The 14644-nt window shown below is 64.6% G+C and carries 14 protein-coding genes; 2 read left to right on the top strand and 12 right to left on the bottom strand.

The window, feature by feature from the left end; translation table 11 throughout:
- Positions 1-314: 314 nt before the first annotated feature.
- Entirely contained in the window at positions 315-1643 is a 1329-nt protein-coding gene (gene gudD / locus ABWO90_RS02785; RefSeq protein WP_353189650.1) for a glucarate dehydratase, read from the bottom strand.
- Positions 1644-1809: 166 nt separating this feature from the next.
- Here gudD and ABWO90_RS02780 point away from each other — a divergent pair, with 166 nt between their 5' ends.
- Positions 1810-2016 carry a hypothetical protein gene (locus ABWO90_RS02780; protein WP_353189649.1) on the top strand — a complete coding sequence of 69 codons (207 nt, stop codon included), beginning with the start codon at positions 1810-1812 and terminating at the stop codon, positions 2014-2016.
- On the opposite strand, the gene ABWO90_RS02775 is transcribed toward ABWO90_RS02780, so the two are convergent.
- From ABWO90_RS02775 to wrbA, 8 genes are all read right to left on the bottom strand, one after another.
- Positions 2013-3362: an MATE family efflux transporter gene (locus ABWO90_RS02775; RefSeq protein ID WP_353189648.1), complete on the bottom strand. Its 1350-nt coding sequence runs from the start codon at positions 3360-3362 to the stop codon at positions 2013-2015. The genes ABWO90_RS02780 and ABWO90_RS02775 overlap by 4 nt on opposite strands.
- Before the next feature lie 20 nt (positions 3363-3382).
- Positions 3383-5113 carry an ArnT family glycosyltransferase gene (locus ABWO90_RS02770; protein ID WP_353189647.1) on the bottom strand — a complete coding sequence of 577 codons (1731 nt, stop codon included), beginning with the start codon at positions 5111-5113 and terminating at the stop codon, positions 3383-3385.
- A gap of 328 nt (positions 5114-5441) precedes the next feature.
- Positions 5442-5708, bottom strand: coding sequence for a type B 50S ribosomal protein L31 (locus ABWO90_RS02765; protein ID WP_023595484.1), 267 nt, complete (start codon positions 5706-5708; stop codon positions 5442-5444).
- A 150-nt stretch (positions 5709-5858) separates the two neighbouring features.
- The gene (locus ABWO90_RS02760) at positions 5859-6698 is read right to left on the bottom strand and encodes a M90 family metallopeptidase (protein WP_353189646.1); all 840 of its coding nucleotides are present in this window, start codon (positions 6696-6698) and stop codon (positions 5859-5861) included.
- 130 nt (positions 6699-6828) lie between these two features.
- A complete protein-coding gene (locus tag ABWO90_RS02755; RefSeq protein ID WP_353189645.1) occupies positions 6829-7206 on the bottom strand; it encodes a hypothetical protein in 378 nt (125 codons plus the stop codon).
- A gap of 638 nt (positions 7207-7844) precedes the next feature.
- Positions 7845-9302: an FAD-binding oxidoreductase gene (locus ABWO90_RS02750; protein ID WP_353189644.1), complete on the bottom strand. Its 1458-nt coding sequence runs from the start codon at positions 9300-9302 to the stop codon at positions 7845-7847.
- 87 nt (positions 9303-9389) lie between these two features.
- Positions 9390-9737, bottom strand: coding sequence for a DUF2069 domain-containing protein (locus ABWO90_RS02745; RefSeq protein ID WP_353189678.1), 348 nt, complete (start codon positions 9735-9737; stop codon positions 9390-9392).
- A gap of 227 nt (positions 9738-9964) precedes the next feature.
- Positions 9965-10552 carry an NAD(P)H:quinone oxidoreductase gene (gene wrbA, locus ABWO90_RS02740; protein ID WP_058378154.1) on the bottom strand — a complete coding sequence of 196 codons (588 nt, stop codon included), beginning with the start codon at positions 10550-10552 and terminating at the stop codon, positions 9965-9967.
- A gap of 212 nt (positions 10553-10764) precedes the next feature.
- On the opposite strand from wrbA, the gene ABWO90_RS02735 reads away from it, so the two are divergent.
- On the top strand, positions 10765-12168 hold the full coding sequence (locus ABWO90_RS02735) for a YihY family inner membrane protein (RefSeq protein ID WP_353189643.1): 1404 nt from the start codon (positions 10765-10767) through the stop codon (positions 12166-12168).
- Here the strand turns inward: ABWO90_RS02735 and ABWO90_RS02730 are convergent.
- The 3 genes from ABWO90_RS02730 to ABWO90_RS02720 are packed head-to-tail and all read right to left on the bottom strand — an operon-like array spanning position 12158 to position 14637.
- Positions 12158-12481, bottom strand: a complete 324-nt coding sequence (locus tag ABWO90_RS02730) for an Mpo1-like protein (RefSeq protein WP_353189642.1) — start codon at positions 12479-12481, stop codon at positions 12158-12160. The two genes, ABWO90_RS02735 and ABWO90_RS02730, sit on opposite strands and share 11 nt — an antisense overlap.
- Before the next feature lie 36 nt (positions 12482-12517).
- Positions 12518-13333, bottom strand: coding sequence for an alpha/beta fold hydrolase (locus ABWO90_RS02725; RefSeq protein ID WP_353189641.1), 816 nt, complete (start codon positions 13331-13333; stop codon positions 12518-12520).
- The gene (locus ABWO90_RS02720; protein ID WP_353189640.1) at positions 13330-14637 is read right to left on the bottom strand and encodes an O-acetylhomoserine aminocarboxypropyltransferase; all 1308 of its coding nucleotides are present in this window, start codon (positions 14635-14637) and stop codon (positions 13330-13332) included. Before ABWO90_RS02720 ends, ABWO90_RS02725 begins: the two co-directional genes overlap by 4 nt.
- Positions 14638-14644 lie beyond the last annotated feature (7 nt).

Here is a 14644-nt window from a genome sequence, read left to right as displayed (position 1 = left end):
TACCGGCCTGTCACGCCGGGGGTCGCGGGTTCGAGCCCCGTCCGCTCCGCCAAACGAAGAAAGCCCAGGCTGATGCCTGGGCTTTTTTTATTCCCCTCTCGCTTGCCGTCATCCCTCGATTTCGGCCGTGTCTAACGCCGTTCCAGCAAGCTTTGCGGGCCTCGGCGCCACTTTTTCCCTCACGAATGTAATTCCGAAATGGTCCTGCGGTATTTTCGCAGCATTTCTCGGGAATTCGCGCACTTTGCGCATTGCGACAGCCTGATGACGGGACGTCCCGGATTTGCCCGCCGAGACGCCCTGAAGTGTTTCGATCAGCGGACCAGGCAAGGGCGCTTCGGATCGAATTTCCAGTCGGTGATGAGGTATTGCATCGCGACGCTGTCATCGCGTGCGCCAAGACCATGCTCGAGATAAAGCGCGTGGGCGGCGTCAATGGCATCCATATCCAGCGTTACGCCAAGGCCGGGAGCGCTCGGTACCTGCACGTTGCCACCGACGATCTGCAACGGATTGCGGGTGAGGTACTGGCCATCCTGCCAGATCCAGTGCGTATCGATCGCCGTGATCTTGCCGGGCGCCGCTGCGGCCACGTGCGTGAACATCGCCAGCGAGATATCGAAGTGATTGTTCGAATGCGAGCCCCACGTCAGTCCCCAGTCGTGGCACATCTGCGCAACGCGTACCGCGCCCTGCATCGTCCAGAAATGCGGATCGGCGAGCGGGATGTCGACCGACTGCAACTGGATCGCGTGGCCCATCTGACGCCAGTCCGTGGCAATCATGTTGGTGGCCGTCGGCAAGCCCGTGGCACGACGGAATTCCGCCATGACTTCGCGACCGGAGTAACCGTTCTCGGCGCCGCAAGGATCTTCCGCGTAGGCAAGTACGTCATGTTTGTCGCGGCAAAGACGGATGGCTTCGTCGAGTGACCACGCACCATTCGGATCGAGCGTGACGCGTGCCTGCGGGAAGCGTTTGGCCAGCGCGGTGACGGCTTCGATTTCCGCGTCGCCGTCGAGCACGCCGCCTTTGAGTTTGAAGTCCTGGAAGCCGTAACGCGCATGGGCGGCTTCTGCCAGTCGGACAACGGCATCGGGCGTCATGGCGACTTCGGTGCGGACTCGCTCCCACGCGTCGCGAGCCGAATGGTTGTCCGCGTAGGGGAGGTCGGTTGCCTGCCGGTCGCCGATGAAGAACAGATAACCGAGCATGGCCACTTCACTGCGTTGCTGCCCTTCGCCCAGGAGCGCGGCGACCGGGACCTCGAGATGCTGGCCGAGGAGATCGAGCAGCGCGGCTTCCAGCGCCGTGACAGCGTGAATGGTGGTGCGCAGGTCGAAGGTTTGCAGCCCGCGTCCGCCGGCGTCACGGTCGGCAAACGTGCGTCGTGTGCGGCCGAGAATCGCCTGAATGTTCGCGACCGACTGGCCGACCACGTAGGGGCGGGCGTCGTCGAGCGTCTTGCGGATCGATTCGCCGCCGGGGACTTCGCCGACGCCCGTATGTCCGGCGCTGTCCTTCAGAATGACGAGGTTGCGTGTGAAGAACGGGCCATGCGCGCCACTGAGATTCAGCAGCATGCTGTCGCGGCCAGCGACGGGGATGACGCGCAGTTCGGTAACGATTGGGGTTCGGCTCATGGCGTGGGATTTGAATCAGACCAAAGGGCGTGGGTGACGGCATGTTTGTTGTATGTCGTCAGACAACATTCTATGGAAAGATCGATCGAATGCCTTTGCGGGTATACCCCATTCGTCAATAAAATCGCGCGAGTGCAACGGCAGACGGGCCGGGCAGGAGGCGGACATGGATATCCGTGCGGGCAATTTTGTTGTCGTACAACTTGAGTGGGCCGACGACGCTGAAGGCACGGTAACGCGGCTGACGCGTGAAACGTACGACGCGTTTTTCGCTGGCGTCGACAGTGTATTGAAGGGGCGGCAGAGCGGGGCGCCGGTGGGGGTGTCTGCAGATGCGCCCGCGGCGCCCTCATCGGCGGGCGTCGGCCCTTAACTCTTGTTCCGAACGACCCAGCGCAGATACAACAACAACCCGAACGCGGCGACGCCCAGACTGGCGCTGTTCGCGAACCAGAAGCCCGCCGCACCGTGGAGCCACGCAGGGGTGAAGCCGCCGACGTCGAAACCCAGCACATAACCGCCGCCCAGCCCGACGCCCCAGAGCGACACGGCGTAGATGACGGTCGGCACGACCGCGACCTTCCACGCGCGCAGCACGAACACGGCGTTCACCTGCAACGCATCGAACACGTGGTACAGGGCCACGATGGCGAGCAGCGGTGTCGTCACGGCGGCGACGAGCGGGTCGGACGTGTAAGCGGCCAGAATCAGCGGGCGGCCGATCCACATGAGGATGGCCAGCAACACGCCCAACGTGCCGGCGAATTCCACGCCCCGACGTCCGATCAGACGCGCCAGGGCAAAGTCGCGTGAGCCGATGGCCTGCGCGGTGAGCGTCGACGTGGCGATGCCGATCGACATCGGCAACATGTACATGAGTGCGCCGAGGTTGGCGGCGATCTGATGCCCCGCGAGCGTCACGTCACCCAGTCGTGCGATGAAGATCGCCATGAACGAGAAGGCGGTGACTTCAATCAGGTAGCTGAGCCCCATCGGCACGCCGAGTTTGAGCAGTCCGCGAATGGCGTGCCAGTTCGGCCAGCAAAAGCGCGAGAAGACCCGGAACTCGCGCAACTTCGCGTGGCGCGCCATCAACGTGAGTCCCAGCCCGCAGGACACCCAGTTGATGGCTGTCGTGGCAATGGCACAGCCCGTGCTGCCGAGCGCCGGAATGCCGAGGCGCTCCACGCCGTAGATGAGTGCGAGATTCAGCGGGACCTTGAGCGCAAGCCCGGTCACCTGAATCGCCATGACGATGCGCGGTTGCCCGACGGCCGTCGACAGCGATGAGTACAAACGGAAGAGCAGCGCGGCAGGCAGACCGTAGGCCAGTGTCTGGAGGTAGGCGCTGGCCCGTGCCTCGAGTTCGGGATTGGCTTCCGAGAGTTGCAGGATGAACTGCGGATGCGACAGGATCAGCACGCCCGGTATGGCGAGAAACAGCGCCAGCCAGAATGCCTGACGCACTTCCTCGCCGATGGCGTCGCGCTCGCCTGCACCGAAGAGCTGCGCCACGATCGGCGAAAGCGCGACCAGAATGCCCATCAGGCCGACGTACACCGTGATGTAGATCGAGCCGCCGAGCGCGAGCGATGCGAGATCGAAGGCCGAAGCGCGGCCGACCATGGCGGTGTCGATGACCCCGAAGGCAATCACCGCCAGTTGGCCGATCAGCACCGGCCAGGCAAGCCCGGCAATGCGTTTGATGTCGTGCCACATGGTGTGTGCGCCGGCTCCGGTCAACGCGGACGCGCCGCGCGATGCCACGGACGCTCCTGCAGCACGTAGAGACGGAATCGTTCGTCGCGGTCGGATGCGCGGCGGCCTTCCCAAAGCAGGCGCCACTCATACGGCGCGAGCGACAGCGGCTCGCTGTAATCTTGCGAGTCCTGACGCAGCAGCACGTCGCAGTCGTCGCTGGCCGAGCCGAAACGCATCTTGCCGAAGTAAGCGAACGAAGCGAGTTGCGCATCGCCCACGCGTGCGGTGCGGATGCAGGTGTAGTCGGCGGGCAGATGCGCGGCGATCTGCGCCGCCACATCGCGATACGTCCGGCCATAGTTGACGACCGGCAGCCAGAGTGTCATGAGCAGCACCCACATCAGTGTCGTGCCGCCCGAGGAGAGCACCACGCTGCGCCACAGTACCTTCGGGCTGCGCGACACGCGCCAGGCGACCAGGGTTACCCACGCACCGGTGACGAGCAATGCGCTGATCAGGGTGATCCAACTGAACTCGGGGACGAAGCCCGGCACCAGACGCCCCAGGTTGCGTGCCGTCGATGCCGGAAAGCCGGTAATGCTGGCGAGCCATACGATCCAGACGAAGCCGGCCAGCACGGTAAACGACAACACGGCGAACCAGTCGATGGCGTTGACCGTGCCGCGCTTGAGCGTGGGCAGGCCGAAGGCGGCAATGATCGACAGCGCCGGCAGCGTCAGCATGAAGAGCTGGTTGCCCTGCTGTGCCTGCAACACGATCAGCAGGAGGATCATGATGGCGAAGGCCAGCGCGATGGCGATGTGGGGCGCACGTCGCATGCCGCGCCACGAGTACAGCGACCACGCGGCAAGCGGCCACGCCGGCCACGCGAACAGGGCCAGGTTCTTGGCGAGATAGCTCAACGAGTTGGCGGTCGGACCGCTGAAGGTGTCCACGCCGATGTCGGCCCATTCGCCCAGCCAGGCACGGGCGCCGTCGGCGAATTTCAGTGCGGCCAGCGGCCACGTGCAAGCAATGAGTAGCGCGATGGGCGTCGAGACGACCAGCAACATGCGCAGCGGCAGGGCGCGGCACACGATGGCCGCCCCCATCCCTGCAATCCAGAGCGAGAGCACCATCAGCGGCGACGACGCGAGCGCCATGCCGCCCAGCGCCAGCCCAAACCACACGGCGCCCTGGCGCGGCTTGTCGAGGCTGCGCACGAGGCCGTAGATGGCCATCGAGATGAGCGTGAGCTGGCCGACGGCGGACGTGGTTTCGTGGCCGCGTTCGGCCAGGCCGAAGCAGGCGAGCAGAATCAGCAGGGCGCCGTCGGCGAGCGTGCGGCCGTAATCGCGCGGCTCGGGTTCGCCACCGAAGGCGTATTTGAACGGTTGCACTTCCGGACGGCGGCCAAGCAGGTACGTGCCGTACCAGATGAATGTGCAGGTGACATAGAAGCACAGCCCGGTCACGATGCGTGCGGCGTCGGGGGCGTCGAGCCAGGAGAAGGTGCGAATGGCGAGTGCGCCGAGCCACGAGACGAGCGGGCCGTTGTCGTAAATGGGCTTGCCGGCGATGTTTGGCAGCAGCCAGTCGGACAAATGACCGTGTGCCATCGTCCACATCACGCCGAAACCGGCGGCGTCCTCGTTCTTCCACGGGTCGCGTCCGAACAACCCCGCCAGCACATAGATGACGCAAATGGCGATCAGCAGCGAACGCGGAAGCGCGCTGGTGGCGGAGGCGGTGATGCGAACTCGTTTCATAGGCCGTGCGACATGACCGGCGCACGCGCCGGATCGGGGAGACTCAGAGGGCGAACCGGAACCGGTTCGGGGGTGAATCCTAAGGTAAAACTCAGGGTGCGACTTCCGGCAAGACGATCGGGCGAATGCTCAGGGAAAGTCCGTGGATTCCCGAAAAGCCGACAGTATGACAGTAACCGGCATTTCAGCGCAGATCAGGCCAAAGAAAAAGGGCAGCCTGAGCTGCCCTTTTCCAATGCTTTCACAACGCCGGGGTGTTGCCCCCGATGCGCTGACCCGCGAACTGCTGTCGGGTCCCGCATCGCGTTGTATGGCGCGTCGCCGAAACTTAGGCGATCTTGCCGCCGGCGCGGTTGCCGAACTTCTGACGGAACTTGTCGACGCGACCAGCCGTATCCATGATGCGCTGTTCGCCCGTGTAGAAGTTGTGCGAAGCCGACGACGTATCCATCTTCACGAGCGGATAGGTCTTGCCATCCTTCTCGGCCGTTTCCTTGGTCTGGATCGTCGAGCGGGTGATGAATTCGAAGTCGACGCCGGGCGTCATGTCGCGGAACAGGACTTCGCGATAAACCGGGTGGATGCCTTCTTTCATGATGTACCTTGGGTTAGGTCGGTAGCCAGTCTGCGCGAGCCCCTTGGCCCGCTAACGCCGTCACTGTCATGCGACTGGGAAGGCGTCAACCACTTTCCGGGTGAGTAAAACGCGCATTATGCCATGAAAACAATGACTTTCGCAAAGTTTTCATAGGGTTGCGACGGGGGTGGCGGACGGGCCGTCGCCCGGCCCGGTGCCAGACGCCGGATCTTGCAGGAAATATCGCGAAAACAGCGTGTACAGGGCCGGATATTCTGCCCGGAAGGCCTCTGGCGCCACGAAGAACGCCTCGGCACACACCGCGAAAAACTCCGATTCGTGCTCGGCGGCGTAGGGGTCGAGCAGCGAATTGGCCGCGAAGACCTCCCAGTGGGTATCCGGCACATTGGCCACGTGATGGCAGAACGCCTCGAAAGCGGGATCGAACACGTCGCACCAGGTGTCGGCCGTCAGGTCGCCGTGCAGGCGCCGCAGCATCGGCGGCACGCCGTCCGCTTCGCCGCCCTCCATGTCGATCTTGTGGACGAATTCGTGAATCACGACGTTGTACGCAAGCGCATCGCTGGCCTGCACGTCTTGCCACGAGAGCACCACGGGACCGCCTTCCCAGGCCTCGCCGCTGGCTTCCTGGGCGATGTCGTGCACGACGCCGGCTTCGTCCTGCACGGTCTTGCGAATCAGGAACTCGCCCGGATACAGGACGATTCCGGTCCATCCGCGATAGAGCGCGCTGGGCAGATGGAGAATCGGCAAGCAGGCCTGCGCGGCCACCGAGACGCACATCGCCTCGGTGAGCGGCAGGTCGTGTGCTGTCGAGAAGTGCTTGTCGGCCAGGAAATCGGTGGCGAGGGTGCGAAGCTTGTCCAGCTCGTGGGTGCTGCGGCGCGACAGAAACGGCAGGGTGCCCACGACTTCCTGCCAGATGTCGTCGTCGATACCGGCGCGTTGGGGGGATAACCGGAAGCGGGCAAGCAGAGTCTTGAGCATGTCGGGCGTCGCCGGAAGTGCGGCGCTTCATCAGGGGTTCGTGCGGCGTCGGACGGGAGGCCCTTGGGCGCCAGTGACGCTAGCACTTCGATTCTAATTTAGCGGCCCTTGAAATGCTGCAAAGTTCGCGTCAACCCGTTGACCTGCGTTGCGCGAGCTTCGGCGCCGTTTCCCAGCGAACGGCACGGACACCTGCGGTGTCGCCCAACCTGGAGACGAGGTGCACGAGCGCCGCGCGCCGGCTGCGCTCGCAGCGCAGCACGTAGTCGAGTTCCATCAGGTAACCGCCCGAACGCTCGGTGCGATTCGCCGCCTCGGGGGCGAGGCGTTCCGCGCGTAGCGCATGGCGGACTTGCGCGTCGATGGCGTGGGCTTTCGACGCGAGCGCGAGTACCACCAGCCGGTATTGGGGCGACGAGGTGTTTGCCTGTCCGGTGGCGCTGGACGTCGGTGCGAGACGTGCCCGGGCGCGATCGAGCAGCGTGGGAATGAGCATTTGCAGCGTCATGGTGTCCTCCTGAATTCAAGGGCCTGGGACGGCGGATGCCGGGGCGTGGCGATGCGAGGCAATGCTTGCTGCAAAGGCCCAGTGTCGTGACGAACGACATGACAGGGCGGTGCGGCGCGCAACGCGATGCAAGATTGGGACGCAAGCGTCGGCAGGCTCTGCGAGACCGTTCGCGAGACGCCCCTCGTTGGATAGCGGGGCGTCAGGTGCGAACGGGCATGCCGAACGTGCCTCGTTCCGGAGGTGCAAGCACTTCCGTCAAACGTTGTACTGCGGTCAGGGTGCGGGAAAAACGGGTCGCCTAAGAGATGGCGATGGATGCACTACCGCTGCGGTATTGAGCCCGGCAGCGGCAGTCGATGACGACTGCGGGTTACCGGGCCAACGCCTCGCCGGTCATTGCCGACGCTTGCGTGCTACTAGAGCAACTGCCCACGGAAAACTCCGTCGTAATAGGAAAGACGCAATTGTAGGGTTTTGTGATGCATTTGTAAAGAAAATGCGGCGATTTCGCGGCTTTTTGTCGCGAATGTGGTGACATTCCCGTCGATTTTGCGGAATTTTGCTGCCGCCTCGGGATCGCGATGTCGCGCGGGGGGGGCTGGCGTCGGGCGGCGCATGGACCGTCCGACGGCACCTCAATCGGGCAACAATTTCCCTGGATTCATCAAGCCGAGCGGATCAAGCGCCGACTTCAGCGTGCGCATCAACGCCAGTTCGACGGGCGACTTGTAGTGCGCGGCGGCATCGCGCTTGTACTGGCCCAGACCGTGCTCGGCACTGATGGTGCCTCGGTGCGCATGGACGCTGTCGTGCACGGCGGCGGTGACCGGCGCCTGATATTGCCGCAGGAAATCTCCCGGATCGACCCCCTCGGGGGCCATCACGTTGTAATGCAGATTCCCGTCGCCGAGATGCCCGAAGGTCACCATGCGTGCCCCGGGGGCGATGCGCTGGACGATCGGGTCGGTCGCCTCGATGAAGGCGGGCACTTGCGAGACCGGCACGGCAATGTCGTGCTTGATGTTCAGGCCCGTGGCCGACTGGGCGAGCGGGATGCTCTCGCGCAGGTGCCAGAGGGCGTTCGACTGGGCGAGGTTGCCGGCCACGATGGCGTCGCGCACGATGCCCGCCTCCATGGCGGCGCTGAGCAGGCGCTCCAGCAGATCGCGCGCGTGGGCTTCGCTTTCGTTATCCGAGAGTTCGAGCAGCACACTTTGTGGGTGGGGTTGCGCGAACGGATAGCGTTGTTGCGCAAAGACTTGCGCCACCAGTTGCAGGCAGAAGTCCGACATCAATTCGAAGCCGGTGAGCAGCGGGCCGGCCATGCGTTGCGCGAGATTCAGGAGCGCCAGCGCTTGCGACGGGCTATCGAGCGCCGCGAGCGCCGTCATGCGTGCGGCAGGCTGCGCGAACAGCTTGAGCGTCGCCGCCGTGATCAGGCCGAGCGTGCCTTCGGCGCCGATGAAGAGGTCGCGCAGATCGTAGCCGGTATTGTCCTTGCGCAGACCGCGCAGACCGTCCCACAAGTCGCCCTGGGGTGTCACGACTTCCAGCCCCAGGCACAACTCGCGCGCATTGCCATAGCGCAGCACGGCGGTACCGCCTGCGTTCGTGGCGAGATTGCCACCGATGGTGCAACTCCCCTCGGCCGCCAGACTCAGCGGAAACAACCGGTCGGCCGTTGCGGCAGCGGCCTGCACGTTGGCCAGCACGCAGCCGGCCTCGGCAGTCAGAGTCATGTTCTCGGCATCTACCTGACGAATGCGATCGAGGCGAAGCAGGCTGATGACGACGCCGCGCCCGCTCGTATCCGGCGTGGCGCCACCGGCGAGGCCCGTGTTGCCGCCTTGGGGTACCATCGGCACGCCGTGCGCCACGCACAATCTGACGAGAGCGGCGACTTGTACTGCGTCCGATGGGCGTAGCACGGCAAGGGCGCGCCCGTGGTAGCGCTTGCGTTGATCGATGAGGTAGGCGCCCGTGTCCGCCGGATCGAGCAGGACATGGTCGCGCCCGAGCAGGTCGCGGCAGGCGGTGATGAACGGCGTATCCGACGTATCGGACGTATGAGACGTATCAGACGTGTTGGTCATGGCGAAGAAAGCGTGGCGTCGGCCCCGTGCGTCACGTCGAGTGGGGGCGCTGCGCAGAGACGCGCCATGGTGTTCATCGGGGACTTCCTATTGGGCCGCAGCCGCGCGGGCTTTCGCGGCGCGCTTGAAAGGGCGCAGATAGAAAATCGTCGCGAAGAAGAACACCGCGGACAGCGCTGTTTCGATCCACGCGAGCGTCGCCGAGAGGCCGGTGTCGGACATGCCGCGCACCACGCCTTCGGCAAGGAAAAGCAGAATGAACATGCTCGACCACTGGAGCGTGTAGAGATCGCCGCGCAGCACGCCGCGCAGCGGCAGGAGCAGCAACAGCGCCTTCAGTACGAGCCACGAGCCACCGGGACGCAGCGGCGCGAGCCACAACTCCCACGCGACCGACAGTACGATCAACGCCAGCAAGCTGACGATGCTCACCATCCGAAGCACGGGCGCTGGGGCCGGTGCCGGCAGCGTTGAGTGGCGGACGTTCGCGTGCTGGGGCAGGTCGGGCGGCGTGGCAGTCATGGGCTTGTCTCTTGGGCCGGGGTTGCTGCAAGGCGGCATCGCCTGCGCCGGGGCGGGAATCGGCCGGCGCTCAGGCGCGTTCTGTCTTGTTCAGGTTCGCGCCGCTTCGCCGGATTCGCATCGGGACGCGGCGCAAGCGCTCATTCTGCCAGCTTGAGGGCCGCTCGTGCGAGTCGCGCGCCGAGCGCCGACGCCAACTGGCGCTCGTCGGCAGACAGCGGGTTGCCGTCGTGTGCGAAATGCGTCGCGCCGTAGGGGGAGCCGCCGGTGCGGGTGCTCGACAGGGCGGGCTCGGTGTAAGGCAGCCCCATGAGCAGCATGCCGTGGTGCAGCAGTGGAATCATCATCGAGAGCAGCGTGCTTTCCTGTCCGCCATGCAGGCTCGCGCTCGACGTGAAGACGCACGCCGGCTTGCCCGACAGCGCACCCGAGAGCCATTGCGGCGTGGTGCCGTCGAGAAAGTACTTCAGTGCCGCCGCCATGTTGCCGAAGCGGGTGGGCGAGCCCAAGGCGAGACCGGCACATTCTTCCAGATCGCGCAATTCGACGTACGGGGGGCCGCTGTCCGGGATGTCGGGTGCGCTGGCTTCGCACACGGTCGACACGGCGGGGACAGTGCGCACGCGCGCCTGCGCGCCGGGCACGCTGTCGATGCCGGACGCGATGCACTGTGCGAGTTGTGCCGTGGTGCCGTGACGGCTGTAGTACAGGACGAGGATTTCGGTCATGAAGTCGGAATCGGCGGATGCCGGGAAGTGGCGGGGGCGGGGCGACAGGCAAGCGGGTAAACCGCCGGTTTCCCTGGGTCTGGAGTCGAAAGCAAGCAAAAAGTGCGGGTATTATAGGGCGTTCCCGGTGCCGTAGCGGATCGTGCGCGACGAACGAAGTCGGCGTGTTTTCCCCGCCTGCGGCGCCACCGTTTCCCTTCGAGGAGCCCGATTTGCCCAAGCTGCCCCGCATCAACTGGAATAACGTTCGCCAATTGCTGCGATACGCGCTCGCGCGCGCGCAGGACGACCGGATTCCGCAAGTGGCGGGCAGCCTGACGTTCACGTCGATCCTGTCGATCGTACCGTTGTTTGCCGTGACCTTCGCGCTGTTCACGGCGTTTCCGATTTTCAATTCGTTTCGCGATGCGCTGCAGGGATTCCTGCTCGAGCATCTGATGCCCGAGAGCGTCAATGCGCAGATCTTCCGGTATCTGAACCAGTTCGCGTCGAAAGCGACGGGCCTGACGGCCTTCGGTCTTGTCGGTTTGCTGGTGACGGCCGTGCTCACGTTGATGACGGTCGAATCGGCGTTCAACGTGATCTGGCGAGTGCCGCGCCCGAGGCCGATCGCGCAGCGCGTGATCATTTACTGGAGCTTGCTCACGCTCGGCCCGCTGTTGTTCGGTGTGAGTCTGTCGATCAGCTCGTATATCTTCACGCAGTCGATGTCGTTGGTGAGTACGCTGCCGCCAGCGGTGGCGTCGTTGCTCAGCCTGATTCCCCCCGCGTTGACCAGCGTGGCGTTCATGCTGATGTATGTCTACATGCCGAACTGCAAGGTAGACTGGCGCGACGCGCTGGTCGGCGGCATCGTGGCAGCCATTGCCTTCGATCTGACCAAGCGTGGCTTCGGCCTGTACATCCGTCAGTTCCCGACTTATACGGCGGTCTACGGGGCGTTCGCCGCCGTGCCGATCTTTCTGCTGTGGATCTATCTCTCGTGGCTGGTGGCGTTGCTCGGTGCGACCATCACCTCGGTGCTGCCCGCGCTGCGCATGGGGCACTTTCAATATCCGCGTTTCCCGGGCAGCGATCTTCTCGACGGGCTGACGCTCATCCACCTGCTCAATCAGGACCGCGAAGCGGGCGGTGGCGGCCTGACGACGCAGCAACTGGCCCGTTCGATGCGCACGAGTCTCGAGCATGCTGCCGATTTGCTGGCGCGTCTGGAGCGCATGAGCTGGGTGGGACGCCTCACGATGCATCCGCCTTCCGAGCGCTGGCTGTTGCTGGCGAACCCGCGAAAGGCGAAGCTGGCACCGTTGGTCGCGCAACTCGCCCTGAACGTCGACGAACTGGCACGACAGATGGAGCGCCATGCGCTCGATGGTGCGCACATCGCCGAAATGCTGCGTGAGGGCAATTGGGACGTGCCGTTGGCCGACGCGTTGCCATGCGTTCGTCCGGGGGACGATGGGGCCGATAGGGACGATAGGGCCGATGGAGACGAACGCGAACGGGAAGGCGATCGAGCGCGCGACGGCGCGGATGATCGGACCTCCGGCGCTACCGGGCCCGGGCAGGGCCGCGAAGGACCCGCGGGACGAAGTGCGCCGGAAGACGCTAAAGCTTGATGCGTCCCAGGCAGATATCCCGGAACATGACCCAGTCGCCCATCAGACTGTAGACGGGATGGCGAAACGTGGCGGGCCGGTTCTTTTCGAAGAAGAAGTGACCGACCCAGGCGAACGCATAGCCACAAACGATCGCTGCCGGTAACCACCACACATTGCCTGTCACGGCAAACGCGACCAGAAGGGCGATCACTCCCCACGAGCCGACGAAGTGCAGTCGACGGCACGCGGCGTTGCGGTGTTCGCCAAGATAAAACGGATAGAAGTCTGCGAACCGGTGAAACGCCGGCGCGCTTTCGGGCGTTTGTCGCATGGCAAGCCTCCTCGTTTCGTTGTGAGGGCGACGCGTTCAGTGTCGCATGAATTGCTTGAGGGCATCGAGCAGGGCGTCGGGCTGTTCCGTCATGATGGCGTGTCCCGCATCCACGACGGTGACCGTGACGGGCGCGCCTGCAGTGCGCAGCGTGTCGAGCAATCCCTGGGCCGCACGCGGTGGCGTCATCTGGTCGCGTCGGCCCAGTACGGCAAGCACGGGGCAGGTCACGCGCGTCGCAGCCTCGTCGCCTTGATCGTAGCGGTTGCACGCTTCGAAATCGGTGAGAAACACCTTCGCAGGATTGCGCTGGGCCACACGTTCCATCAGTCGTTGATTGCCCCCCCATGTCCAGAAGCCCGGGCACGGCGCAGACGGCTTTGCCGCGAGCGTGCTGTGCGACCACGCATTGACGAGAGCAATGGCCTCCGGCTCGCGCTCGGCGGCCGCTTCGAGCAGCACGTCGGAAACCTTCATCGGATACGCGGTGCCCACAAGGGCGATGCGCGTCACGCGCTCGGGATGCCGCGCCGCCGCGTCCAGCGCGATCAGGGACCCCATGCTATGACCGACCCACGCGGCATCGCGCACGCCCGCCGCGTCGAGCACCGCGACCACGCAGTCCGCCATCTCGCCGATGGTCTTCAACGGCGCGCCGGTACTACGATGATGCCCGGGCAGATCCAGTGCGAGCACGTTGATGCCGTGGTTGGCGAGATACCGGCTCTGCAGGCCCCACACACTGTGATCGTGCTGCGCACCGTGGAGGAATACGACCGTGGGCTGCGCCGGATGGATCGCCTTGCCCGCGGTGTAGGCGTAGACGTTGTTGCCGTCGATGTCGAAGTTCATCGGGCTTGTCCCTTCGAGGAGGATTTGACTGCCGCCTTGAGGCCGCGCTTGAGGTCCTGGATCAGATCGTCCGGATCTTCCAGGCCGATCGACAGGCGCACGGTGCCTTCGCCAATGCCCGCAGCCGTCAGCGCCGCAGCATCCATTCGGAAGTGCGTGGTCGAGGCGGGGTGAATGACCAGCGAGCGCGCGTCGCCCACATTGGCGAGATGCGAGAACAGTTGCAGCGACTCGATGAAACGGCGGCCCGCTTCCCGATCCCCCTTGAGATTGAAACTGAACACGGCACCCGCGCCGCGCGGCAGCAGGCGCTTGGCCAACGCATAGTCGGGGTGCGATGGCAACTCCGGATAGGCGACGCCGGCAACGGCGTCGTGCCCTGCGAGGAAGTCCACGACGCGCCGGGCATTGTCGACGTGACGTGCCATGCGCAGCGGCAGCGTTTCGATACCTTGCAACAATTGCCATGCCGCCTGCGGGTGCAGGCAGGCACCGAAGTCGCGCAGTCCCTCGCGCCGTGCACGCAGCAGGAAGGGGGCGACGGAGTTTTCCTCCGCAAAGACCATGCCGTGAAAGCCGTCGTAAGGTTCGGTCAGCTCCGGAAATTTGCCGCTCTTCTCGAAGTCGAAGGTGCCCCCGTCGATCAGGACACCGCCGATGGTCGTGCCGTGTCCGCCAAGGAACTTGGTGGCCGAGTGATACACGAGGTCCGCGCCATGATCGAAGGGTCGGATCAGCCAGGGCGTGGTGAACGTACTGTCCACGAGCAGGGGCACGCCGGCGTCGTGCGCAATTTGCGCGACTTGCCCGATGTCGAGCACATCGAGGCCGGGGTTGCCCAGCGTCTCGCCAAAGAACAGACGGGTTTCGGGGCGCACCGCCGCACGCCACCCGTCGATGTCGCCAGGGCGCACGAACGTCGTCTCGATACCGAAGCGTCGCAACGTGTAGTGCAGCAGGTTGTGCGAGCCGCCATACAGCGCGCTCGACGCAACGATATGCGAACCCGCGCCCATCAACGTGGCGATGGCCAGATGCAGTGCGGCCTGTCCGCTGGCCGTCGAGATCGCACCCGCGCCGTTCTCCAATGCAGCCATTCGTTCTTCGAATACGGCATTGGTCGGGTTCGAGATGCGGGAATAGACGTGCCCGGCGCGTTCCATATTGAAGAGTGCGGCCGCCTGATCGGCGTCGGAGAACACGAACGAGGTCGTCTGGTAGATCGGCGTGGCACGCGCCCCTGTTGCAGGGTCGGGGGCGGCCCCGGCGTGCAGGGCGAGCGTGTCGAAGTGCGGTACGGACATGTCGAAG

The organism is Pandoraea pnomenusa, from assembly GCF_040391475.1.
In the GTDB taxonomy this organism is placed as follows: domain Bacteria; phylum Pseudomonadota; class Gammaproteobacteria; order Burkholderiales; family Burkholderiaceae; genus Pandoraea; species Pandoraea pnomenusa_C.
The sequence above is the reverse complement of the archived record's forward strand: the minus strand, read 5'-3'. Positions and strand labels throughout refer to the sequence as shown.